This window comes from Catenuloplanes niger (assembly GCF_031458255.1).
GTDB classification, from domain to species: Bacteria; Actinomycetota; Actinomycetes; order Mycobacteriales; family Micromonosporaceae; genus Catenuloplanes; species Catenuloplanes niger.
On record NZ_JAVDYC010000001.1, the window covers coordinates 1,780,941 to 1,805,045 of the forward strand.

A 24,105-nucleotide genomic window follows, 5' to 3' on the forward strand; every position below is an offset into this window, starting at 1 on the left:
GTCAGCCCTTGAAGACGGTGGCGGAGCGGCGCTCGTACCAGCGGGCCAGCTGCTCCCCCGCGCTGAGCACGTGCGCCAGCATCTCCCGGCGCGCGGTCTCGGCGTCGTCCGCGGCCAGCGCGGCCAGGATCCGCTCGTGCTCGGCGAAGTTGTCGTCCCGGTGGCGGGGGTGCTCCTGCAGCACCAGCGCGGAGACGTTGCGCGGGAACGCCTCGTTTATCTCCTTGATCACCTTGGCGAGGCGCTCGTTGCCGGCGATCTGGTGGATGAGCGTGTGGAACCGGTCGTTCGCCGCGTGCGAGGCCGGGTTCGGCGGCGCGTCACCCGGCCGGAGCAGCTCGTTCGTGGCACGCAGCTCGGCGAGCGAGTCGCGGGTCAGCCGGCGCACGGCGCGCTCGCAGGCCAGGCCCTCCAGTTCGGCACGCACCTCGTACGCCTCGCGCACCTCCCACGGGGCGGGCACGCGCACCACCGCGCCACGGTTCGGCACGACCTCGATCAGGCCGCCGGTCTGCAGCTGGCGCAGCGCCTCGCGCACCGGCGTGCGGCTGACGCCGAGCGTCTTGGCCAGTTCGGCCTGCCGCAGCTGCGCGCCGATCGGGATCTCGCCGGACATGATCCGCGCGCGGATCGCGGCCGCGGTCTCGTCGACGAGCGCGGTGCCGCTGGTGGAGGAGTCGTCCATTGTGGCCTCTTCGGGAAGGCTTGTGGCCTCTTCGGGAAGGCCGGGGCCTTCGGTCGTCTGTGGGGGTGCGCTCGGGGCGACAGCCGGGCGACTCACCATAGCAAGCCCACCGCCGATGTGGATGCGGTCCACCCCAACTTTGGATCCAAGAACACTATCCTCGTATCCCAAATTCTCGTATGGTCACCACACGACAGCGCACAGACAGGAGCCGCCGATGAGCGCCTGCCACACCTCGCCCGAGTCCGACGGCGGACGTTCCGTCCGGTCCCACCCGCTCGACCCGCCGACCGCGGACGAGATCTCCCGCGCCGTGGCCGCCGCCCGCGCGGACGGCCGACTCGGTGACCCCGCCCGCTTCTGGGGCGCCACGCTCGACGAGGCGCACGCCCGCCGGGTCGTCGCGGGTGCGGCGACCGGCGTCCGGCTCGGCCTGGTCGGCATGCGGATCGACGGCGCGGGCGCCTGGGAGATCGACGTGCTGCTGAGCGACGCCGGGGACGAGGCCACGGACTGGCGGCCGGTCGACCCGCGCCGCCCCGGCATCACCTCGGACGAGGCGCGCGCCGCCGCGCGGGCATGCCGGGAGAGCCCGCTGTTCCAGGAGGTCATGGCCCGCCGCGGCATCCACGACGTCTCGCTCTGCATGATCGACGCGGAGTCGATGGGCGGTTTCGAGCCGGCGAAGTACCGGGGCAGAAGAGTCACCTGGGGTACGGTCTGGCACCGCACGACCGAGGACGACAACGGGTACGCCCGGCCGGTCCAGGGCGTGGTGCCGATCATCGACATGCACACCATGGAGGTCCTGGAGGTCGAGGACCACGGCGTCATCCCGGTCTCCACGGAGGCCGGCCCGCTGACCACCGGCGGCTTCGGCCCGGACCGGACCGGCCTGAAGGCCCTGGAGGTGGTGCAGAAGGACGGCCCGAGCTTCGACGTCGACGGTTGGCGGGTCAGCTGGCAGGGCTGGACGTTCCGGATCGGGTTCACCCACCGCGAGGGCCTGGTCCTCTACGACCTGGAGTTCCTCGGCCGGTCCGTGCTCAAGCGCGCGGCCTGCAACGAGATGTACGTGCCGTACCTGGACTCGAACTCCACGCAGTACCGGAAGAACTTCTTCGACTGGGGCGAGTACGGCGCCGGCCCGCTGACCAACTCGCTGGCGCTCGGCTGCGACTGCCTCGGCGTCATCCACTACTTCGACGGCACCCACCTCGGCGGGTACGGCGACCCGGTGACGATCAAGAACGCGATCTGCATGCACGAGGAGGACAACAGCATCCTCTGGAAGCACAACGATCTGCGCCGCGGCGTCAGCGAGGTCCGCCGCTCCCGCCGGCTGATCGTCTCGAACTTCCAGACCGTGGCGAACTACGACTACGGCTTCTACTGGTCGCTCTACCAGGACGGCCGGATCGAGCTGGAGGTGAAGCTGACCGGCATCCTCTCCGCCTCCGGGATCAACGCCGGCGACGAGGTGCCGTACGGCCGGAAGGTCTCCGAACTGGTCCAGGCGCCGATCCACCAGCACTACTTCGGCATCCGGCTGGACACCGCGGTCGACGGCGAGCTCAACCGGCTCGCGGAGGTGCACGCGGAGGCGGAGCCGGACCCGGCGCTCAACCCGTACGGCAATGCGGTCCGCTTCGTGCGGGAGCCGCTGACCGTGGAGACCGGCCGGCGCAACGACCCGGGCACCGCGCGGCACTGGCGCATCGAGAGCGCGGACCGGACGAACCGGTACGGCGAGCCGACCGCGTACCAGCTGCGGATCCCGGACACCACGCGCAGCTTCGGCCGGCCGGACTCGGTGATGGCGACCCGGGCCCCGTTCATCCACCAGCACCTGTGGGCCACGCCGTACGCGGCGGACGAGAACTTCATCGGCGGCCAGTACCCGAACCACGCGGAGCCGGGCGAGGACGGCGTGCACGTCTGGCAGCGGCAGCGGCGCTCGATCGACGGCGTGCCGCTGGTGCTCTGGCCGGTGCTCGGCACGCACCACCTGCCGCGGCCGGAGCAGTGGCCGGTGATGCCGGTGGAGGCGATCCACCTGACGCTGGCGCCGGACGGCTTCTTCGACCGCAACCCGGCGCTCGACATCCCCGACCCGGCGGCGGCACGCGCGGCCGAGCCGGATTCCTGCTGCTCATGACGGGTGCGCGCCGGCGCGGAACACCGGGTCGGCGACACATCTTGTTCACAAACCCGATACGCCACCGCAGCGGTCGGACCGCAGGATTGGATCCAATCCCAACGGAATGAAATCCCAAATAGCCAAACTTTGATACCACCCCTCGGTAGGCCAAGGAGTTCCCACATGACTGACACAGTCTCCCGGCGCACCATCCTGCGCGGCGCTGCCATCCTCGGCATGGGCGCCGGCTTCACCAGCCTGCTCGCGGCCTGCGGTATCGCCTCCGAGGAGGGTGAGAGCGGCGGCAGGACCGGCGGCACGCTCACGCTGGCGATCGACGGCACCAGCGCGGTCAACGACCCGGCGTTCTACACCACGCTCGGCGACTGGATGGTCGTCGACTGCGTCTGCCGGGGGCTGACGTTCATCGACTACGAGACCACCGAGCCGAAGCCGGACATGGCGGAGAGCTGGACGGTCTCCGAGGACCAGCTCACGTACACGTTCACGCTGCGCCAGGGCATCACGTTCCACGACGGCACCACGCTCACCTCCGCGGATGTGCTGGCCAGCCTGAACCGGCAGTTCAACAAGGAGGACCCGAGCCTGCCGGAGGGCGCGTCCCGGCCGCTGAACAGCCTCGGGACCAACGTCGCGTCGCTGACCGGCCCGGACGCCGGCACCGTGGTCATCGTGCTGAAGAAGCCGGACCGCACGCTGCTCGGCCGGCTCTCCGACATCGGCGCGCGGATCATCTCCAAGGCCGCGCTGGACAAGCACGGCAAGGACATCGGCAAGAACCTGGTCGGCACCGGGCCGTTCCGGTTCGTCTCCGCCACGTCCGGCCAGAACGTCACGCTGGAGGCGTTCGACGGCTGGTACAAGGGCCGGGCGCCGATCGACCGGCTGGTGATGCAGCAGGTCACCGACCCGTCCACGATCGTCAGCTCACTGCTCTCCGGCGACATCGGCGCCACCCAGTTCACGCCGTACTCCGCACTGGAGCAGCTGCGCGGCGACGACAGCGTCACGGTGTACGACACGCCGAAGAGCTTCGACGCGTTCATGATGATGGACGTCCGCCGCATCCCCGAGCTCGAGGTGCGCCAGGCGATCAACATGGCGGTCGACCGGCAGGCGCTGATCGCGCAGGCGTTCTTCGGCGCGGCCGTGCTGCCGGACGGCTACACGATCCCGCCGGGCCAGGACGCGTACGACCCGAGCCTGGCCGACCTCAGCGCCACGAACCTCGAGGAGGCGAAGCGGCTGATCGCGGCCGCCGGCGCGACCGGCCGGACCGTGCGGCTGATGGCCGCGAGCGACAGCTGGCACCCGAAGGCCGCGCAGATCATCGCGCAGAACCTGTCGGACATCGGGCTGAAGGTGGAGAGCGACTCGGTCGACCCGGCCGCGTACTTCAACCGGCTGCTGGACCCGGCCGACCGGTTCCACGACATCATGATCTGGGAGCGGAACGGCTACTACCCGGACGCGGACGACATGATCGGGTCGCTGGCCCGGCCGTCCGGCGTCTACGGCGACTTCATCTCCGGGTTCAAGACGCTGGACGGCTCCGCCGAGTACGCCGACAAGCTCTTCGAGGCGAAGAACATCGCGGACGTCGCCGCCCGCAAGGCCCGCTACACCGAGATCCAGCGCGAGTGGGCCACTCGGTACATGACGCTCTCCATGCTGGTCACCGGCGCGAACCCGGTGGTCAGCGGCAAGAACGTCGAGGGCATGAACTGGAAGGCCCTCGGCAGCCACCGCTGCTACATGGAAAACACGAGTGTCTAGTCTCGCCGCTCCGGCCGGCCTCCGCGCCTCGTTCCGGGCGCGGAGGCTCGGGCGCGGCCCGCTCGCCGCCGGCTCCTGGGTGATCGTGGCGCTGTTCGTCGTCGTCGCCACGCTCGGCCCGCTGCTGGTCGGCGCGGACCCGACCCGCGGGACCAACGACACGCTGCTGCCGCTCGGCGCGCCCGGGCACCCGCTGGGCACCGACGACCTGGGCCGCGACGAACTGGCCCGGATGATCCACGGCGCCCGGCCGCTGCTGATGGTCGCGTTCCTCTCCACCGGGCTCGCCGCGCTGCTGGGGATCGGCGTCGGGTTGCTGGCCGGGTACGCCGGCGGCTGGATCGAGTGGGTCCTGATGCGCTGCATGGACCTCGCGCTGGCGTTCCCGTCGATGCTGCTGATCATCCTGATCGTGTCCGCCTGGCGGCCCGGCGTGAGCAGCATGGTGGTCGGCATCGCGCTCGCGCTCGCGCCCGGGCTGGCCCGGCTCGCCCGCGCGCTCGCCGCGCGGGAGGCCCGCCGCGACTACGTGCTCGCGGCCAAGCTCGGCGGCACCCGCGGCCCGCGCATCCTCGTGCAGGAGATCCTGCCGAACATCGCCGGCCCGATGCTCGCCCAGGTGGTCATGACGCTCTCCGTCGCCGCCGGGTTCGCCGCCGGCCTCTCCTACCTCGGGCTGGGCATCCAGCCCCCGACTCCGGACTGGGGATACATGGTGCAGGCCGGCCAGGAGTTCCTCTACACGGCGCCACGGCTCGTGGTGCTGCCGGCGGCGGCGACGCTGCTGTTCGTGGTGGCCTGCAACTTCGTCGGCGACGATCTCCGCGACGCGCTGGACCCGCGGGGGTCGCGGTGAATCGCACGCTGTGGCTCGTCACCAAGCGGCTGGCCGCGGTGCCGCTCGTGATGCTCGTGCTGGCCACCATGGTCTTCGTCGCGATGCGCATGCTGCCCGGCTCGCCGGCCACGTCGCTGGCGGTCGGTGGCGGCGCCGCGAGCCAGTCCTCGGCCGAGGAGATCGCGGCGAGCGAGCAGCGGATCAACGAGGCGCTCGGCCTGAACGACTCGCTGGCCGACCAGTACACGACGTTCCTCGGCGACGTGCTCGCACTGGACCTGGGCCGGTCGTTCTTCGGCGGCAACGACGTGACCGGCCTGCTCGGCGACTCGCTGCCGGCCACGATCGAGCTGACCGTCGCCGCGATGCTGATCGCGGTGCTGATCGGCATGGTCACCGGCGTGCTCGCGGCGCTGCGCAAGGACACCTGGATCGACACCACCACGCGCACGATCGGCACGGTCAGCTTCTCGCTGCCCTGGTTCGCGCTCGGCGTGCTCTCCATCGTCGTCTTCGGCGTGTGGCTGCGCTGGCTGCCGGTCATCGGCCGGCTGCCGAACGCGCTGGACTACGAGCCGTTCACCAACTTCGTGCTGCTCGACGCGATCCTGCAGGACCGGCCGGAGTTGGTCTGGCCGTGGCTGCGGCACCTGATCCTGCCGGCCACCACGCTGGCGCTGTCGATGGCCGGGTTCATCACCCGGATCGTTCGCGCGTCCGTGCTGGAGGTGCTCAGCGACGACTTCGTGCGGACCGCGCGGATGAAGGGCCTGTCCGGTGCCACGATCATGCGCCGGCACGTGCTGCGCAACTCGTCGCTGCCCATCGTCACCGTGCTCGGCCTGCAGTTCGGCTCGCTGCTCGGCGGGTCGGTGATCACCGAGACCGTGTTCTCGTACCCCGGCGTCGGCAACCTGCTGGTCAACGGCATCCTGCAGCGCGACTACCCGATCGTGCAGGGCGCCGCGCTCGCCATCGCGCTGCTGTTCACCCTGGTCAACGTCGTCGTGGACCTGCTCTACCTCGCCCTCGACCCCCGGCTCCGGAAGGCCTGACACATGCACATCGTCCTCGTTCACGGCGCCGGCGGCACCCCGACCACCTGGTCCGAGGTCACGCCGCTGCTGACCGCCGCCGGTCTGCCGCACACGCTGGTCACCAACCCGATGACGTCCCTGGAGGACGACATCGCGCACACGCTCTCCGTGGTCGAGGGCGTCGGCGGGCCGGTGCTGCTGGTCGGTCACTCGTACGGCGGCGCCGTGATCACCGGCGTGGGCCGTGCCGACGCCGTCAAGGGCCTGGTCTACGTGGCCGCGTTCGCGCCGGACGAGGGCGAGACCGTGAACGGGATCGTGGAGCGCTACCCCCCGGCCGAGGTCGCCAAGTACATGCGGCGCGGCCCGAACGGCGAGTGGAGGTCCGAGCACACCGACGAGTACTGGGCCGAGATCGGCTGGGACGTGCCGGTCGCGCAGCGCGCGATCTGGGACGCCGAGTCCCGGCAGAGCGACAACCGGATCTTCACCCAGCCCACCGGTACGCCGGCCTGGCGCACGAAGCCCACCTGGTACCTGGTCGCGGCGCAGGACCGGACGCTGAGCACGGTCGTGCAGCGCGACATGGCCGCACGCGCGAACGCGATCACCAGCGAGGTGCCGGGCAGCCACTTCACGCCGCGGGTGCGCCCGAAGGACGTGGTGGCGCTGATCGAGACCGCGTTGGCCGCGCTGTGACCGCGCTGCTGGAGATCCGCGACCTGCGGGTGGAGTTCGACGTGCCGGCCGGGCGGCTGCCCGCCGTGGCCGGCATCGACCTCGACCTGCGCGCCGGTGAGCTGCTGGCACTGGTCGGCGAGTCCGGTTCCGGCAAGTCCGCGCTCTCGATGAGCCTGGTCGGGCTGAACCGCGGGCCCACCGCGCACATCAGCGGCGAGGTGCGCTTCGGCGGCCGGGACCTGGTCGCCGCGTCCGAGAAGGAGCTGCGCGGCGTGCGCGGCAAGGACATCTCCGTGGTGTTCCAGGACGCGCTCGCCGCGCTCAACCCGACGCAGAAGGTCGGTGACCAGGTCGCCGAGATGATCCGCACGCATCGCCGGATCGGGCGCCGGGACGCCTGGCGGCGCACGGAGGAACTGCTCGGCGAGGTCGGCATCGCGAACCCGGCGCAGGCCGCGCGCGCCTACCCGCACCAGCTCTCCGGCGGCATGCGGCAGCGCGTCATGATCGCGATCGGGCTGGCGAACGACCCGGCCGTGCTGATCGCGGACGAGCCGACCACCGCGCTGGACGTGACCATCCAGGCGCAGGTGCTCAAGCTGCTCAAACGCCTCCAGGCCGAGCACGGCACGTCGATCGTGCTGATCACGCACGACCTGGGCGTGGTCGCGGAGGTCGCGGACCGGGTCGCGGTGATGTACGCCGGCCGGGTGATCGAGCAGGGCACCCGGGACGAGGTGCTGTTCCACCCGCAGCACCCGTACACGATGGCGCTGCTCGGCTCCGTCCCCCGGGTCGACGGGCCGCATGCCGACCGTCTCCCGGCGATCGCGGGCAGCCCGCTCACCGGCGTCACCCGGCCGCCCGGCTGTGCGTTCGCGCCGCGGTGCGCGTTCGCCCACGACTCCTGCGCGGACCGGATGCCACCACTGCTCCAGCGGTACGGCGAGCCCGGTCACCTGGACCGCTGTCTGCTGGACGAGCCGGCCCGGGTGCGGGCCCGAGCCGGCTCCGACCCTGAGGTGGTGACGCCGTGACGCCGAAACCCACGCCACTGCTGGAGCTGTCGAAGCTCCGCGTCGAGTTCAACGGCTCGGCCGGGCGGAAGGTACGCGCGGTCCGGGACGTGGACCTGCAGATCTACGAGGGCGAGACGCTCGGGCTGGTGGGCGAGTCCGGCTGCGGCAAGTCCACGCTCGGCCGGGCCATGCTGCGGATCACCGAGCCGACCGCGGGCGCGATCAACTACCTCGGGCTGGACATCACCCGGCTGCGGGGGACGGTGTTCCGGCGTACCCGCGCGGATCTGCAGATGGTGTTCCAGGACCCGTTCGGGTCGCTCAACCCGCGCCGGACCATCGCGGACATCGTGGCCGAGCCGATGCTGCGCGCCCGCGGCATGTCCCGCGCGGATGCCCGCACCGCCGTCGACGCGCTGCTGGAACAGGTCGGCCTCGGCCGGGAGGCGGGCGCGCGGCGGCCGCACGAGTTCTCCGGCGGGCAGCGGCAGCGGATCGGCATCGCCCGCGCGCTGGCGCCGTCGCCGCGGTTCGTGGTCGCGGACGAGCCGGTCTCCGCGCTGGACGTGTCGATCCAGGCGCAGGTGATCAACCTGCTCACCGACCTGATCCGCGAGCGCGGCCTGACCATGCTGTTCATCTCGCACGACCTGGGCGTGGTCCGGCACATCGCGGACCGGATCGCGGTCATGTACCTCGGGCAGATCATCGAGATCGCGTCCCGGGACGACTTCTTCGCCGGGCCGGCCCACCCGTACGGGGAGGCGCTGCTGTCGTCGGTGCCGTCGCTCGGCTCGGCCCGGGAACGCATCGAGCTGGCCGGCGAGCTGCCCGACCCGGCCGCGCCGCCGCCGGGGTGCACGTTCCACACCCGCTGCCGGTACGCGATCGACCGCTGCACGGTCGAGGCCCCGGAACTGCGCGAGGTCGCGCCCGGCCGGCAGGTCCGCTGCCACCTTCCGCTCGTCCCGCTGTCCGCCGCGCCGTCGTCCCCGGCCGCGCCCGTCACGAAAGGCACCGTCGCATGATCATTGACGCGTACAACACCACGCAGGACGTTCGCGGGCGCTCCGACTACCTGACCGGCGCCCGGCCCGGACAGGCGCCGCCGCCGTACACGCCGTTCGACCCGCGCCGGATCCTGGACCGGATGGACGCGGCCGGGGTCGACATGGCGATGGTCTGCTCGCTAGCCCAGCGGATCGAGAACGACTTCATCGCCGGGCTGGTCAAGGCGTACCCGGACCGGTTCATCGGCTTCGGTCAGGTGATGCCGCAGGCGGACGACGCGCTCGACGAGATCGCCCGGATGAGGGACCTCGGCATCTCCGGCCTGAAGCTGCACCCGTCACTGCACGGCTACCACGTCGCGGACCACGGACTGCTCGACCCGGTCTTCTCGACGTGCGCGGCGCTGGGCATGCCAATCCTGATCAACGCGCTGGACGACGCGTTCTGCTCACCGCTGGCGATCGAGGAGATCGCCAAGGGGCACCCGACCGTGCCGACGATCATCGCGCACATGGGCGCGGTCTGGAACGTGCCCGAGGCGATCATCGTGGCCGAGCGGAACCCGCACATCTACCTGGAGACGTCGGCGACGCTGATCGCGGACGTCAAGCGCGCGTACGCGCGGCTCGGGCCGGACCAGATCCTGTTCGGCAGCGAGTGGCCGGGGTCCGACTTCGACCTGGAGCGCATGAAGATCGCCAAGGCCGTCCCGGACGAGGCGGACCGCGCGAAGATCGAGGGCGGCAACATGGCGCGGATCCTCGGCCTGTGATCACCCGGGTGGTGCCGCCGGACTCGATGCCGGCGGCGGACGCGAGCCTCCTCGCCACCGCGGAGGAGCTGCTGGGACGCGTCTGGGTGGACGGCCGGCACGAGGTGGCGACCGCGCTGCGGACCGCGTCCGGCGACGTCTTCACGGGCGTGCACCTGGAGGGTTCCTGCCGGCGCAGCTCGATCTGCGCGGAGGGCATCGCGCTCGGCGCCGCGCGGACCGCCGGAGCGGCGCTGTCCGATGTGGTGGCGGTGGTGTCCGTGCAGATCAAACCGGCGGACCGGTTCCGGATCATCGCGCCGTGCGGCGTGTGCCGCGAGCTGATCAGCGACTACGCACCCTCGGCCGTGGTCTGGCTGACCGCCCCGGAGGACGACTCGATCGTCTCGTACCGGGCGCTGGACCTGCTGCCCTCGAAATCCCGACGGAAGTGGTGACATGCGATGACTGACAACCTCGGCGGTACGGGCCGGCCGGTGCGCTGGGACACGCTGACCTGGCCGGAGTCCGGCGCGCTGGCGGCCGAGACGAACGCGGTGATCATCCCGGTCGGCGCGATCGAGCAGCACGGGCCGCACCTGCCGCTCAACGTCGACTCGGTGATCTGCGAGGAGGTCGCGCTCGGCGTCTCCGCGCTGACCGGCGTCCCGGTCGTACCCACGCTGACCTATGGGGTCTCCGGCTCGCACGGCGACTTCGCCGGCACGCTCGCGCTGCGCCCGGAAACGCTGATCGCCGTGGTCGAGGACGTGATCGACTCCCTGCACGCCAGCGGCATCCGGCAGTTCATCCTGCTCAACGGCCACATCTGGAACAGCGGCTCGCTCGACGTCTCCGCCGAGAAGCTGCGCGTGCGGCACCGGGACTCCCGGGTGCGGTCGATCGCCTACGTGACCATGTATCCCGGGCCGGAGGTCAACGGCCGGGTCATGTACGGCCGCGGCCTGATGCACGCGAACTTCTTCGAGACGTCCGTGATGCTGCACCTGCGCCCCGAGCTGGTCCACATGGACCGGGCCACCTCGCACATCGACGTCGACTCGTTCTGGGACTACCGGATGGACCAGGTCAGCGACACCGGCGTCTGGGGGCGCGACGTGGCCGAGGCCTCCGCCGACCACGGGAAGTCCGAGTTCGAGCGCTGCGTCCGGACCACCGCACGGGCGATCTCCGCGGCCGTCCGCGAGCCCTGGCCGTCCTCGGCCCACCGCCCCTCGCTCTGAAAGGGATCTTCATGGAGATCTACGACATCACGCTGCCGATCCACCCGGAGATGCTGCACTGGGGCCGCAAGCCCGAGGTGGAGATCGTCGAGTCGCTGGCCAACGGCGACGCCTCGAACGTGACCCGCTGGCGGCTCGGCGCGCACACCGGCACGCACGTGGACGCGCCCGCGCACTTCGTCGACGGCGCCACCCCGGTCGACAAGCTCGACCTGCACGCGCTGGTCGGCCCCGCGCTGGTCGTCGACGCGACCGCGGTCACCGGCGACATCACGATCGCCGACCTCTCGGCCGCGGGCGTGGCCGGGCACCAGCGGGTGCTGCTCAAGACGTCCAACTCGGCCGGCGCGCTGAAGCTCCCGGACCGCGCGGAGAGCTGGGTCGGGCTCGCCCCCGAGGCCGCGCGGTGGCTGATCGACCAGGGCGTGCGGCTGATCGGCATCGACTACCTGACGATCGAGAGCCACACCCGCACCGAGACCTGGGACGCCCACCACGTCCTGCTCGGCGCCGGCCTGATCATCCTGGAGAACGCGGACCTCGACGGCGTCCCGCCGGGCGAGTACGAGCTGGTCGCGCTGCCGGCCAAGCTGGTCGACGCGGACGGCTCGTTCACCCGCGCCATCCTGATCAAGCGGGACGCCTGATGTCCGCGGCGGACCCCACCACCGGCGTCCCGGCCGCCCCCGGGTCCGCCGGCACCGCGCCGGTCCACAGCACGGCAAGCGGCACCGCGCCCGGCGTCGGTACGGCCGGCGTCAGTACGGCCGGCGTCGGTGCGGCCGGTGACAGCGCGGCCCGTGACGACGCGGCCCGTGACAGCGCGGCCGGTGGCGTGCGGGGGTTCCGCGTGGCGGTCGCGGCGCCGCATCCGGCCGCGATCGACGCCGCGCGGGCCGTGGTCGCGGCCGGCGGCAACGCGTTCGACGCGGCGCTCGCGGCCGCGGCGGCGCTGACCGTGGCCTACCCGCACCAGTGCTCGGTCGGCGGCGACCTGGTCGCCGTCGTGCGCCCGGCCGGCGGCGAGGCGCAGGCGGTGCTCTCGATCGGCGCGGCCGCCGCCGAGGTCGACGTCGACGCGCTGCGCGCGGGCGGCGAACGGATGCCGTTCGGCGGGCCGCAGACCGTGACCGTGCCCGGCGTGGTCGCGGGCTGGGCCTCCGTCGCCGCCCTCGGCGCGTCACTGCCGCTGTCCACGCTGCTGGATCCCGCGATCGGCCTGGCCGACGGCGGCGTGCCGGTCAGCCCCGGCCTGCACCGGGCCACGCTCGGCAGGCGCGACGGCGTGACGGCCGACCCCGGCCTGTCCGCGCTGCTGCTGGACCCGGAGACCGGCGAGCCGGTCCGCACGCTGGTCCAGCCCGCGCTGGCCGAGACGCTGCGGCAGATCGGCGCGAACTGGCGCTCCTTCTACCGCGGACATCTCGCGCACCGCCTCGCGGACGGGCTCGCCGCGCTCGGCAGCCCGCTCACCGCCGGCGACCTGGCCGCGCACCGGGCCGAGGTGACGGCGCCGCTCACCACGACGGTCGGCGACGTCACCTGGTCCGCGGCCCCGCCGCCGGTCCAGGGCGCCACCTTCCTCGCCATCGCCGGCTCGGCGACGGACGCCGGCACGCTGCTCACCGACGCGCGGCGGGCGCAGCTGGCGCGGGATGCGCTGCTCGGCGACCCGCGGACCGGGCCGGTCGACCTGGACGGGCTGCTGCTGCGTACCGCGGAATCGTTCGCCGGTGCGGACGGCGGGCCGAAGCCGGCCGGGGACACGGTCGCGGTCACCGCGGTCGACGCGGACGGGAACGCGGTCACGCTGATCCAGAGCGTGTTCCAGAGCTTCGGCTCCGGCCTGCTCGAGTCCGGCACCGGGCTGGTGCTGCACAACCGCGGCTCGTCGTTCAGCCTGGACCCGGCGCATCCGGCCCGGATCGCGCCGGGCGTCCGGCCGCCGCACACGCTCTGCCCGGCGCTCGCCACCACCCCCGCCGGCGACGTCACCGCGCTCGGCTGCCAGGGCGGACGTGCCCAGCCCTGGATCCTCGCCCAGGTCGCCCCGGCCGTGCTGGACTCCACCGACCTGGACGGGCTGCTCGCCCGCCCGCGCTGGGTCATCGGCGCCCGGGAGATCGGCCGCGACGTGCCGACGCTGCTGCTGGAGCCGGACACGCCGGAGGTGGACGCGCTCACCCGTACCGCCGGCGGGCTCGGCCTGGTCGTCGACACCACGGCCGGCCCGCACGACGACGCCGGTCACGTCCAGGTCGCCCGCCTCACCGGCGGCGCGCTCGCGGCCGCGAGCGACCCCCGCGCCGACGGGCTCGCCGCCGTCCTCTGATGCCCGCCGCCGGACCGTGCCCGCGCCGCGGGGCCACGCCGCGTCGCCGACCCCGGTGGCACGGCCCCGCGGCGCGGTCCCACCGGCGCACCGCACCCACTCGCCGCGCCGCGGCACGCCCCGGCATCGCAGAGAGGCGGCACGCACGACCGGCGGATGAGCAGCGGCACGCGGGGCACCGCGAGTAGACAGCGCCACGCACGCACCGCGGGTAAGCAGCGCGCGGGCCGCGGGTAAGCAGAGCAGAAGCACGTGACGATCGGAGCGAGCGGATGACGAGCCCAGGCCCCGGATCACGGCGTGGCCGCCCGATGAGCGCCGGCCGGCTGGTGATCGTCGGAGACGTGCTGACGATGGATCCGGCGCGCCCCCGGGTCGCGGCGGTGGCGATCGCGGACGGTCTGGTCGCGGCGACCGGGGACGCGGACGAGGTGCGGCGGGCGGTGCCGGCCGGGACCCCGGAGGTCCGGGTGGCCGGCACCGTGGTCCCCGGCTTCGTGGACAGTCACGTGCATCTGCTCTGGGCCGGCCGCCGCGCCGCGCGCGTGTCGCTGACCGGCGCCACCTCGATCGCGGAGATCCAGCGACGGCTCCGCGCGCACGCGGCCGCGCACCCGGGCGACGGCTGGATCGAGGCGGACGACGACCTGGACCCGTGGGATCTCGCGGAGAACCGCCTGCCCACCGCGGCCGAGCTGGAGGCCGCCGCGCCCGGCCGGGGCGTGCTGCTGGACCGGCGCGGGCACGACGCGCTGGCCGGTACGACCGCGCTGCGGCTGGCCGGGATCACCGCGGCCACGCCGGACCCGCCCGGCGGACGCGTCGAACGGGACGCGCACGGCGACCCGACCGGGCTGCTGGTCGAGCATCCGGCGGTGGCGCTGGTCCGTGCCGTGCTCCCGCCGCCGTCGGACGCGGACCGGCGCGCCTGGATCGAGGCCGGCCAGCGTGAGCTGCTCGTGCACGGGATCACCGCCGCGACGGACCCGGCGGTGGCCGGGCCGGAGCTGGCCGCCTACGCGGACGCGGCCCGGGCGGGCGCGCTGCGGCTGCGGGTGACCGCTATGCCGCTCGGCTCCGCGGACACCGGCTTCGCCGCGCTGGACCGGGCCGTGGCGGACTGCGGTCTGGAGCGTGCGGACCCGCGCATGCTGCGCCGCGGCCCCACGAAGCTGTTCCTGGACGGCGGCGGTTCGCTCGGCACCGCGCTGCTGTCCGCGCCCTGGCCGGGGACCGAGGGTTACCACGGCAACCAGACGCTGAGCCGGGACGTGCTGCTCGCGCACTGCCGGGATGCGGCCCGGGCGGGCCGGGGCGCCGGCGTGCACGCGGTCGGCGACGCCGCGATCGACCTGGTCCTGGACGTGCTGGCCGAGGTGGACGCGGAGACGCCGATCGCGGGCCTGGGCTTTCACCTGATCCACGCCTACCTGGGTCCGGGCGCCGCCGCGATGGGCGCCGCACGATCCCTGGGCGTACGCGTCTCCGCGCACCCGGCGTTGCAGTGGGACTTCGGTGCCGGGCTGGTCGACCGGCTCGGCGAGGAGCGTGCGGCCGCCGCGAATCCGCTCCGGGCCTGGCTGGACGCGGGCGTCGAGGTCGGCGGCGGGTCGGACGGCCCGGGACCGCCGATCGCGCCGCTGCACGGCATGTGGCAGGCGCGCACCCGCCGGGTCCGTGGCCGGGAGGCGCCGCTCGGCCCGGACCAGGCGATCACCGCGGCGGAGGCGCTCGCGCTGTTCACCACGGGCGCGGCCGCGATCACCGGCGGGCACGGCACCGGCCGGCTCCGCCCGGGCGGCCCGGCCGATCTGGCGGTCCTCGACGGCGATCCGCTCGCCGTCGAGCCGGACGCGCTGCGCGACATCCGGGTGACCGCGACGATCGTCGGGGGCACGGTGGTGCACGGCGGTCTCGGTGCCGCCGGACGGCGTACCGTGGCGGGATTTTGATGGTGTTCGGTGAGGACGGGGTGCGATGGAGCTGATGGAAGCGGCGCTGCTGCTGGTGGCCGGTCTGGCGGCCGGGGTCGTGAACGCGATCGCCGGTGGCGGCTCACTGATCACGTTTCCGAGCATGCTGGCGATCGGGATCCCGCCGGTGTCAGCGAACGTGAGCAACGCGCTGTCGGTCGCGCCCGGCTACGCGTCCAGTGTGGTCGGCAGCCGCGCGGATCTGGCGGGTCAGCGCGGCCGGGTGCTGCGGGTGGTGCCGACCGCGCTGGCCGGCGCCGCCTGCGGGTGTGTGCTGTTGCTGAGCACGCCGCGGGACCTGTTCGACTACGTGGTGCCGTTCCTGGTGCTCGGCGCCACGATGACACTGGCGTTCCAGGCGCGGCTGCGGGCGCGGGTCGGGCATCCGCGGGAGGTGTCGCCGCGGCGGGGCCTGGTCATGCTGCACACCGCGGTGTTCCTGTGCGCGCTGTACGGCGGCTACTTCAACGCCGCGCTGGGCGTGCTGCTGGTGGCCGGCCTGGCGCTGGTGCTGGACGAGACGCTGGCCCGGGTGACCGCGCTGAAGAATCTGCTCTCCGCCGTGGTCGGCGTGGTGACCGTGCTGGTCTACAGCATCTTCGGCCCGGTCGACTGGGCCGCGGTCGCGGTGGTCGCGCCGGCCACGGTGGTCGGTGGCTACCTGGGTGCGCGGCTGGCCCGGCGCCTGCCCGCCCGGGCCCTCCGCGTGGTGATCGTGACGTTCGGGACCGCGGTCGGGCTCTGGCTCCTCGCCCGTGCGCTGTTCGTCAACTGAAAGACACCTTTCCGCCATGATCGCCGTATGTGAGGATGCGTTCACTGTCGAACGCGATCACGGGGGAAAGACATGCGTTTCGTACGTGCGGTGCTGACTGCTGTCCTGATGTCGGCCGCCGTCCTGCTGCCGGCGTCCGCGGCCTCGGCCGCCGTCAACCAGACCTTCACCGTGTGGCACTGGAACGTCGCGGGCCTGAAGATCCACGACGGCAGCACCGGGACCGGCCTGATCACGGTGCTGGCCAACTCGATCCGAAACCGCGGGTCCCACCTGGCCTCGCTGAACGAGTTGTGCTGGAGCCAGTACAAGGCGATCCAGTCGAACCTGCGCGGCTCCGGCTGGCCGCAGGACGTGGAGAACTTCTCCCGGTTCGAGTCGACCAACGACACCGGCTGCGAGGGCGAGCAGTCCGGCATCGCGCTGTTCAGCAAGGCACCGATGGGTACGGCGAACCGGGTGACGCTGCCGGACGACGGCCGCGCGGAGAAGCGCAAGCTGCTCTGCGCGCCGCTGGAGGCCCGGCCGCACCTGCGCTTCTGCACCACGCACATCACCACGCTGGACAAGAAGATCAACGGCGTGGAGATCAACGTGCAGCAGCTCGACGCGGTCCGCGCGCGCGTGAAGGCCTGGCACGCGGCCGGCGACACCGTGATCATCGCGGGTGACTTCAACGCGCAGCCGAACTACGAACGCCTCGACGAGTGGTACGCACCGAGCGTGAACACGGCGAACAACCGGGGCAACACCGGCGCCTACCGGGAGCTGGACGATCTGGACTCGCGCTGCCCCGGGTACGGCGAGAACAGCGAGGACGACGGTACGCCGGCCGGACCGTGCGGGCCGGGCAAGAAGATCGACCTGATCTTCGTGCGGGAGAACCGGATCGCCGGCGCCTACGACGGTGACTCGCTGACCGTCTCGAACGACTGCGGTGGCCCGTGCTCCGACCACCGCATCGTGATCGGCACGGTCACCGTCTCGATCACGACCTGAACCGGTCCGCCAGCTCCGCGGTGAGCGCCGGCCACGCGATCGGGTCGTGGCCGGGGATCACCGGGTAGCCGTACCGGGCCCCGATCTCCTTCAGCCGGCGGATCGGGACCACGGTCCGGTCCGCGGTGACGCCGGTGAACGACCCGATCGCCCGCTCGTGCGTGATGTTCTCGGTGAGGTCGGCGGCGTCGCAGGCGAAGACGTATCCGCCGCCGCCGTCCAGGTGCACCAGGAAGCTCTGATGGCCGGGCGTGTGCCCGGCCGTGAGCAGCGCGGTGACGCCGGGCACGATCTCCGTGTCACCGTCCGCGAGCCGCCAGTCGATGCGCGGGTCGTCGTAGTCGACGCGGGCCATCGAGTACCGCTCCGGCTCCGGGTGGTTGTTGAGCCCGTAGTCGAGTTCGGCCCGCTGGGCGTGCACCGGCACCCGCCCGGCGAAGTGTTTCAGCCCGCCCGCGTGGTCGACGTGCAGGTGGCTGAGCGCGACCCGGGTGACGTCGTTCAGGTCGATCCCCACGGCCGCGAACGACGATTCGAGCGGCTCGCCGGGGCCGGGCAGCTCCGGCTGGTAGTTCGGGCTCGGGTAGAAGCGGCGGCGCAGCGCGGGGTCCCGCAGCAGCGCGGTGTTGAAGCCGGTGTCGATCAGCAGCCAGCCCTCGTCGTGCTCCAGCAGCAGCGCGGGTACGGGTTCGCGGACCCGCTCCGTCCGGGACGCGCCGTGCACGGAGGCCGACCGGGGCAGGTCCTCCCACCCGAGCGTGAGTGCGATGATCCGCTGTACTCCCATGGGATCCCAAGATAGACCACGTGGATCCCAAATGGCGCCTGGAAGAATGCCATCCCGTGCCAGCCGAGCAGATCACCAGCCCCGACGACGACCGGATCGCGGACTACCGCGCGCTCACCGACGTGGAGCTGCGCACGAAATGGGAGCCGCCGAACGGGCTGTTCATCGCGGAGGGCGAGCTGGTCATCCGGCGCGCGGTCCGGGCCGGCTACCGGCTGCGCAGCGTGCTGGTCGACGAGAAGCGGGTGGAGCAGCTCGCCGACCTGCCCGGCGACGCGCCGTTCTACGCGGCCACGCCGCCGGTCCTGGAGTCGATCACCGGCTTCCACGTGCACCGCGGCGTGCTCGCGTCGTTCCACCGCAAGCCGCCGCTCTCGATCGCCGACGTGCTCTCCGCGAGCCGGCGCGTCGCGGTGCTGGAGGGCCTGAACACGCACACCAACCTGGGCGCGCTGTTCCGCAGCGCGGCCGCGTTCGGGATGGACGCGGTGGTGCTGTCGCCGGACTGCGCGGACCCGCTCTACCGCCGGGCGGTGCGGGTGAGCATGGGCGAGGTGTTCGCGATCCCCTACGCGAAGGCGGTGGACTGGCCGGGCGCGCTGGACGAGATCCGCGCGGCCGGGTTCACGCTGCTGGCCATGACGCCGGCGGCGGACTCCGTACCGTTGCAGTCCCTGACGTCCGCGCAGCGGGCCCGGCCGGCCGTGCTGCTCGGCGCGGAGGGCCCGGGGCTCACCCGGCGGGCCCTGGCCGCGTCCGACGCGCGGGTCGCGATCCCGATGCACCGCGGCGTCGACTCGCTCAACGTGGCCACGGCGGCGGCGGTGGCGTTCTGGGAGCTGTCCCGCACGGACTAGCCGGCGGGCCGTGCCGTCAGCCGGGGAGGCCGCACCGGCGGTGGACGAATCCGAGGAGGATCTCCTGCGCCGCGGCGGGCACCTCGATCAGCGTGTGGACGGCCGGCGCGTCACCCACCGCGAGCCAGACCGGGAACTCGTACGGCTTCTTCACCTCGCCGACCGCGTGCGGGTCGCACCGGTTCGAGTCGATCGTGACCGCGATGTCCGCGGTCGCCTGCCCGGCCGCGAGACCGGCACGCTCCCCCACCGGGGTCAGCGTGTAGAGGATGCTCCCGCGCAGCTCCGTCATCCGGACCGGCTCGGTCCCGCCGGTCCGGGTCAGCCGGACCACCGCGTCCAGCGCGCCGTCCGGCCGTTCCGCGAGGCCGGTGAGCGTGGCGGTGGCGACGCGGGCCACCTCGGTCTGCTCGCAGTCCGCGCGCAACAGCGAGGTCAACAGCTCGCCGGCGTACGGCAACGGCAGCGCGACCTCCCGCGTACGGTCCCCGTCCCGCACGGTCAGCACGGCCGTGGCCGGCTCCGCGGTCAGCGAGCGCGCGGGCCCGGTGCAGACACCCCGGCCGTACCCGATGCGGATGTCGGTGCGCACGTCGCCGGTCAGCACCAGCGTGTCCGTGTCGATCGGCCCGGCACCGGTGAACGACGGCGAGCGCAGCTCCGCGCGGACCACCCGGACCGGCGTGGCACCGCGGTTGCTGAGCTGGATCTTGACGGTCCGCGTCACCTGGTCGGTCCGGTGCTGCACCAGCTCCGCGCCGAGTGGGATCGCCGGCTCGGCCACGCCGGTCCGGTCGGCCGTCACATGGACGACGGTGGCGGCCACGGCGATCGCCGTGGCCGCCACCGTCAGAAATCCGATCAGAACCGGTCCGCGCCGCACACCGCTAAGCCTTGTCCGTCCGGGACGGCTCGTAAAGGCCCGAGATCGCGGACGGCGGCGACGCCGGCAGGCCCTTCGGCACGTCCGCGTCGACCGGCGCGCTCACCTCGGCCTCCGCGGCCCGGGCCGCGTCCGCGACCTCGCGGGCGGCCGCGGCGGCCTCCTCGGCGGCCCGGGCGGCCTCCTCCTCGACCTCGATCGCGACGCCGGCCGCGGCCGGTGCGGGCACGTCGTTCGCGGTGCCGGCCAGCCCGCCGAGCGCGCCGCCGAGCCCCTCGAGCGCCTTGGTCAGCTCGGCCGGGACCACCCACACCTTGTTCGCCGAGCCCTGCGCGATCTGCGGCAGCGCCTGCAGGTACTGGTAGGCCAGCACCTTCTGGCTCGGGTTCGCGGTGTGGATCGCGTCGAACACCGTGCGGATCGCCTTGGCCTGGCCCTCCGCCTCCAGGATCCGCGACTGCCGGTTACCGTCCGCCTTGAGGATCGCCGCCTGCTTGTCACCCTCGGCCGTGAGGATCGCGGACTGCTTGTGGCCCTCCGCGTTCAGGATCGCGGCGCGCCGGTCCCGCTCCGCGCGCATCTGCTTCTCCATCGAGTCGCGGATGCTGGACGGCGGCTCGATCGCCTTGATCTCGACCCGGGTGACCTTGATGCCCCAGCGGCCGGTCGTCTCGTCCAGCACGCCGGACAGGTGCCGGTTGATCTCCTCGCGGCTGGTCAGCGCGCGCTCCAGGTCGAACGAACCGATCACGTTGCGCAGCGTGGTCACGGTCAGCTGCTCGATCGCCTGCAGGAAGTTCGCGATCTGGTACGTCGCGTCCGAGGAGTTGACGACCTTGAAGTAGAGCACCGTGTCGATCGAGACGCTCAGGTTGTCCGAGGTGATCATGCCCTGCGGCGGGAAGCTGACCACCTGCTCGCGCACGTCCACCTTGGTGCGGACCTGGTCGATGAACGGCACCAGCAGGTTGAGTCCCGGCGTCAGGGTGCGGTGATAGCGGCCGAGCCGCTCCACGATGTACTCCCGCTGCTGCGGCACGATCTTCAGGGCCGATGCGAGCGTGACCACCACGATCAGGGCGATGGCGCCGATGAGCACGCCGATGATTGTCTCCACCTATTCCTCCAACTCCGTCCGGGCGGCCGGGCCGATCCCCTCACGCCAGACGTAGACGGTCGCTCCCTGCACTCTGATCACTCGCACCCGCTCACCGGCCTCGTACGACTCGGTGTCGTCGAGCGGCCGCGCGTTCCACAGCTCGCCGCCGATCTTCACCTGGCCGTGCTCGCCGTCGACCCGCTCCAGCACCAGCGCGGTCTCGCCCGCCACACCGTGCGCGTCGAAGTGGTGCGGATCGTCGCCGCCCGCGCCGCCGAGCCGGTGCCGGCGGACGGCCGGCCAGAACGCGGCGACCGTGGCGGCGGAGACGCCGGCGAACACGGCCAGCTGCACCGCCACGCCGAACCCGAGCGCGGCGGCACCGGCCGCGGCGAACGCGCCGACCGCGAACATGATGAGGAAGAGCGACACCGTGAAGATCTCGGCGACGGCCAGAACGGCGCCGAGCGCGATCCACAGAAAGGGCTCCACGAACTGATCGTGTCACGCCCGCGCACGTACCGCGAACGCTGCGGATCTTGAATGGTTCATTGCATCTACATACTGGACCGCGCGGCAACATCCCGGCCGCCGGAAATGCGTTAGATTGGCGGGAATATACCGCACTGCGGGCGGTCGAATATGACGAAAGCCTAACGAAAGAAATCCGACCGCCGGGCCCGAAACGGAGTTCACGTGTCGCTGTTGCCGGAAACCAGTCGGCGGGTCACCGAGATCGTCACGTCGGCGCAGTCCGCCGGCCGGGTGCCGTCACTGGTCCTCGGCGTGGTCCGGGACCGGGCACTGGCCTGCTTCACCGGCGCCGGCGAGGCGCCGCGCCCGGACGCCAAGACGCAGTACCGGATCGGCGCGATCACCAAGACGATGACCGCCGCCATGGTCATGCAGCTGCGCGACGAGGGCGCGTTCTCCCTCGACGACCTCGTCTACCGGCACCTGCCCGGCACCTCGATCGGCGGCGTCACGCTGCGGCAGCTGCTCGCGCACGTGGCCGGCCTGCAACGCGAACCGGACGGCGACTGGTGGCCGCGCACCACCGGCGGCGACACGGAACGGCTGATCGAGGGCCTGTCGTTCGAGAAGATCTCCTGGCCGCCGTACCGGGCGTACCACTACTCCAACCTGGCCTACGGCGTGCTCGGCGCGGTGCTGCAGCGCGTCACCGGCGAGACCTGGTCGTCACTGCTGGCCAAGCGCGTGATCGACCCGCTCGGCATGAAGCGCACCACGTACCACCCGGTCGAGCCGTTCGCCCGCGGTCACGTCGTGCACCCGTGGCGGCACACGCTCACCGAGGAGCCGCGGCTCGACGCCGGCGCGATGGCCCCGGCCGGGCAGCTCTGGTCGACCATCACCGACCTGGCCAAGTGGGCCGGTTTCCTGGCCGATCCGGTGCCCACCGTGCTGTCCCGGGAGACGGTCGCGGAGATGTGCGCGCCGGTCGCGCTCAGCGACCTCGAGTCCTGGACGCACGGCCACGGGCTCGGCGTCGAACTGTTCCGGGTCGGGGAACGCGTCTTCACCGGCCACGGCGGCTCGATGCCCGGCTACGCCGCCCAGCTCACCGTGCACCGCCCGACCCGTACCGGCGTGGTCGCGTTCGCCAACGCCCACACCATGCCCACGCCCGGCGGCCTGCGCGCGGTCACCACGGACGCGCTCACCGCGGTCCTCGACCTGGAACCCCCGCTGCCCCGGCCGTGGCGGGCCGCCGGCGCACCACCCCCGGACGCGGCGCTGCCGCTGTGCGGCCGCTGGTGGTGGATGGGCCGCGAGTACGAGATCACCTGGCAGGCCGACGCGGCCGAGCTGCGGATGACGTGCGTGACCCTCCCGGACCGGGACGCGTGGCACTTCCGCCAGGAGTCCGCCACCCGGTGGCGCGGCCAGACCGGCTCCAACGCCGGCGAATTCCTCACCCCCATCCTCGACGACTCCGGCGCCGTATCGTCCCTCGACATCGCCACCGCCGTCTTCACCCGCTCCCCCACCTGACGACCACCACGAACACCACAGCTCCCCGCACCGAGGCGTTCGCCGCTTCCCGTCCACCCGGGACACCCCCGCGATACGGTCGCGGCCGCATCCCGACCGCTCCGGCCGCTGGGCGGCACCGGCCGCTCCGGCTCCTGTGGCGGCTACGACCGCCGTGGCCGCTCCAGCCGCCGCGACCGCTCCAGCCGTCGTGACCGCGCTCCAGCCGCCGTGGCCGCTCCAGCCGCCGTGGCCGCTCCAGCCGCCGTGGCCGCTCCAGCCGCCGTGGCGGCTACGACCGCCGTGACCGCCGTGACCGCTCCGGCCGCCACCGCTCCGGCCGCCGTGGCGTTTGTGGCCGCTGTGGCGTGTGGCCGTTGACGCGCCTGGGCGAGCGTGCGCGAAACCGCCACAGAAGGCGCGGCCTCCGCCCCGCTTCGCTCCGCCGAGCGTTTTCCGCAATCCCGCAATCCCGCAAATCCTGCATCCCCGTTCCTGAGCGATCAATCAGGTGAGCAAAAGATAGATCCAATATCGAAGTTGACCTACTTTTCGCCCACCTGATTGATCGCTCAGCACGAGGTGACCGCGTTCTTCAGGGAGCGAAGCCGACCGCCGGGCGAGATATAGCGATATTTCGGGCAAAACGTGCCCGATGGCCCTGCGGTCCGCCACCTTCACACCCGGCCACCACGCGGCCACGGCAGCTCGGCCCGGCCACCGCCGGCAGTCCTCGCAACCCAACCGCCACAACACCCGCCGCGATCGACCTGCCGGCCGACCGCACGGCAGCCCTCGTGGCCCGGCCGCCACGGCTCCCTCTGCCGCCGCCCTACCAGCCCGCGGACCGCCGGCAACCCTCGCAACCCGGCCGCCACGGCACCCACCGCCGCCGCCATCCCAGCCCGCGGACCGCCGGCAACCCTCGCAACCCGGCCGCCAAGGCACCCACCGCCGCCGCCTTCTCCGCCCGCCGACCGCCAGCAGCGCTCGCAATCAGGCCGCCACGGCACCCACCGCCGCCGCCCTTCTCGGCCCGCGGACCGCCGGCAACCCTCGCAACCCGGCCGCCACAGCACCCGCCGCCGCCCTCCCAGGCCCGCCAGCCGGCGGCAACCGTTGCCACCAGGCCGTGGCATCTGTGCTGCTCTCGCGGCCCGCGAACCTCACGACCCGATGCGGCGGAACTCCGCCGCATCGCG

The 24,105-nt window shown here is 72.7% G+C and carries 22 protein-coding genes; 17 read left to right on the plus strand and 5 right to left on the minus strand.

Annotated features, from left to right (window positions below; translation table 11 throughout):
- Position 1 precedes the first annotated feature (1 nt).
- Positions 2 to 685, minus strand: a complete 684-nt coding sequence (locus tag J2S44_RS07705; protein WP_310410227.1) for a GntR family transcriptional regulator — start codon at positions 683 to 685, stop codon at positions 2 to 4.
- Between the two features lie 217 nt (positions 686 to 902).
- Here J2S44_RS07705 and J2S44_RS07710 point away from each other — a divergent pair, with 217 nt between their 5' ends.
- The 15 genes from J2S44_RS07710 (at position 903) to J2S44_RS07780 (ending at position 17,282) form a co-directional block, all read left to right on the plus strand.
- Complete coding sequence (locus tag J2S44_RS07710; protein WP_310410228.1) at positions 903 to 2,843, plus strand: primary-amine oxidase; 1,941 nt, start codon at positions 903 to 905, stop codon at positions 2,841 to 2,843.
- Between the two features lie 165 nt (positions 2,844 to 3,008).
- Positions 3,009 to 4,622, plus strand: coding sequence for an ABC transporter substrate-binding protein (locus J2S44_RS07715; protein ID WP_310410230.1), 1,614 nt, complete (start codon positions 3,009 to 3,011; stop codon positions 4,620 to 4,622).
- The gene (locus J2S44_RS07720; RefSeq protein WP_310410233.1) at positions 4,615 to 5,478 is read left to right on the plus strand and encodes an ABC transporter permease; all 864 of its coding nucleotides are present in this window, start codon (positions 4,615 to 4,617) and stop codon (positions 5,476 to 5,478) included. Before J2S44_RS07715 ends, J2S44_RS07720 begins: the two co-directional genes overlap by 8 nt.
- Positions 5,475 to 6,515, plus strand: coding sequence for an ABC transporter permease (locus J2S44_RS07725; protein ID WP_310410234.1), 1,041 nt, complete (start codon positions 5,475 to 5,477; stop codon positions 6,513 to 6,515). The genes J2S44_RS07720 and J2S44_RS07725 overlap by 4 nt, the downstream gene beginning before the upstream one ends.
- A 3-nt stretch (positions 6,516 to 6,518) precedes the next feature.
- Positions 6,519 to 7,196: an alpha/beta fold hydrolase gene (locus J2S44_RS07730; RefSeq protein WP_310410236.1), complete on the plus strand. Its 678-nt coding sequence runs from the start codon at positions 6,519 to 6,521 to the stop codon at positions 7,194 to 7,196.
- Positions 7,193 to 8,215, plus strand: coding sequence for an ABC transporter ATP-binding protein (locus tag J2S44_RS07735; RefSeq protein ID WP_310410238.1), 1,023 nt, complete (start codon positions 7,193 to 7,195; stop codon positions 8,213 to 8,215). Before J2S44_RS07730 ends, J2S44_RS07735 begins: the two co-directional genes overlap by 4 nt.
- The gene (locus J2S44_RS07740) at positions 8,212 to 9,225 is read left to right on the plus strand and encodes an ABC transporter ATP-binding protein (RefSeq protein WP_310410239.1); all 1,014 of its coding nucleotides are present in this window, start codon (positions 8,212 to 8,214) and stop codon (positions 9,223 to 9,225) included. The genes J2S44_RS07735 and J2S44_RS07740 overlap by 4 nt, the downstream gene beginning before the upstream one ends.
- A complete protein-coding gene (locus tag J2S44_RS07745; RefSeq protein ID WP_310410241.1) occupies positions 9,222 to 9,980 on the plus strand; it encodes an amidohydrolase family protein in 759 nt (252 codons plus the stop codon). The genes J2S44_RS07740 and J2S44_RS07745 overlap by 4 nt, the downstream gene beginning before the upstream one ends.
- Positions 9,977 to 10,417 (plus strand): cytidine/deoxycytidylate deaminase family protein, encoded by a 441-nt coding sequence (locus J2S44_RS07750; RefSeq protein WP_310410243.1) that lies wholly within the window; start codon positions 9,977 to 9,979, stop codon positions 10,415 to 10,417. The genes J2S44_RS07745 and J2S44_RS07750 overlap by 4 nt, the downstream gene beginning before the upstream one ends.
- Before the next feature lie 6 nt (positions 10,418 to 10,423).
- A complete protein-coding gene (locus J2S44_RS07755) occupies positions 10,424 to 11,203 on the plus strand; it encodes a creatininase family protein (protein WP_310410245.1) in 780 nt (259 codons plus the stop codon).
- A gap of 11 nt (positions 11,204 to 11,214) precedes the next feature.
- Positions 11,215 to 11,850 carry a cyclase family protein gene (locus J2S44_RS07760; protein ID WP_310410246.1) on the plus strand — a complete coding sequence of 212 codons (636 nt, stop codon included), beginning with the start codon at positions 11,215 to 11,217 and terminating at the stop codon, positions 11,848 to 11,850.
- Positions 11,850 to 13,535, plus strand: coding sequence for a gamma-glutamyltransferase (locus tag J2S44_RS07765; protein WP_310410248.1), 1,686 nt, complete (start codon positions 11,850 to 11,852; stop codon positions 13,533 to 13,535). Before J2S44_RS07760 ends, J2S44_RS07765 begins: the two co-directional genes overlap by 1 nt.
- Before the next feature lie 311 nt (positions 13,536 to 13,846).
- Complete coding sequence (locus J2S44_RS07770) at positions 13,847 to 15,487, plus strand: amidohydrolase (RefSeq protein ID WP_310410250.1); 1,641 nt, start codon at positions 13,847 to 13,849, stop codon at positions 15,485 to 15,487.
- A gap of 25 nt (positions 15,488 to 15,512) precedes the next feature.
- On the plus strand, positions 15,513 to 16,283 hold the full coding sequence (locus tag J2S44_RS07775; RefSeq protein ID WP_310410252.1) for a sulfite exporter TauE/SafE family protein: 771 nt from the start codon (positions 15,513 to 15,515) through the stop codon (positions 16,281 to 16,283).
- 72 nt (positions 16,284 to 16,355) lie between these two features.
- Positions 16,356 to 17,282, plus strand: a complete 927-nt coding sequence (locus tag J2S44_RS07780; RefSeq protein ID WP_310410253.1) for an endonuclease/exonuclease/phosphatase family protein — start codon at positions 16,356 to 16,358, stop codon at positions 17,280 to 17,282.
- On the opposite strand, the gene J2S44_RS07785 is transcribed toward J2S44_RS07780, so the two are convergent.
- Entirely contained in the window at positions 17,272 to 18,069 is a 798-nt protein-coding gene (locus J2S44_RS07785; RefSeq protein ID WP_310410255.1) for an N-acyl homoserine lactonase family protein, read from the minus strand. The genes J2S44_RS07780 and J2S44_RS07785 overlap by 11 nt on opposite strands.
- A gap of 56 nt (positions 18,070 to 18,125) precedes the next feature.
- Between J2S44_RS07785 and J2S44_RS07790 the strand changes: the two genes are divergently transcribed.
- On the plus strand, positions 18,126 to 18,926 hold the full coding sequence (locus J2S44_RS07790) for a TrmH family RNA methyltransferase (RefSeq protein ID WP_310410257.1): 801 nt from the start codon (positions 18,126 to 18,128) through the stop codon (positions 18,924 to 18,926).
- A 16-nt stretch (positions 18,927 to 18,942) separates the two neighbouring features.
- On the opposite strand, the gene J2S44_RS07795 is transcribed toward J2S44_RS07790, so the two are convergent.
- The 3 genes from J2S44_RS07795 to J2S44_RS07805 are packed head-to-tail and all read right to left on the minus strand — an operon-like array spanning position 18,943 to position 21,400.
- Positions 18,943 to 19,773, minus strand: coding sequence for a hypothetical protein (locus tag J2S44_RS07795; RefSeq protein ID WP_310410259.1), 831 nt, complete (start codon positions 19,771 to 19,773; stop codon positions 18,943 to 18,945).
- 40 nt (positions 19,774 to 19,813) lie between these two features.
- The gene (locus J2S44_RS07800) at positions 19,814 to 20,926 is read right to left on the minus strand and encodes an SPFH domain-containing protein (protein ID WP_310410261.1); all 1,113 of its coding nucleotides are present in this window, start codon (positions 20,924 to 20,926) and stop codon (positions 19,814 to 19,816) included.
- On the minus strand, positions 20,927 to 21,400 hold the full coding sequence (locus J2S44_RS07805; RefSeq protein WP_310410263.1) for an NfeD family protein: 474 nt from the start codon (positions 21,398 to 21,400) through the stop codon (positions 20,927 to 20,929).
- Positions 21,401 to 21,604: 204 nt separating this feature from the next.
- Between J2S44_RS07805 and J2S44_RS07810 the strand changes: the two genes are divergently transcribed.
- Positions 21,605 to 22,924 (plus strand): serine hydrolase domain-containing protein, encoded by a 1,320-nt coding sequence (locus J2S44_RS07810; RefSeq protein ID WP_310410265.1) that lies wholly within the window; start codon positions 21,605 to 21,607, stop codon positions 22,922 to 22,924.
- Positions 22,925 to 24,105 lie beyond the last annotated feature (1,181 nt).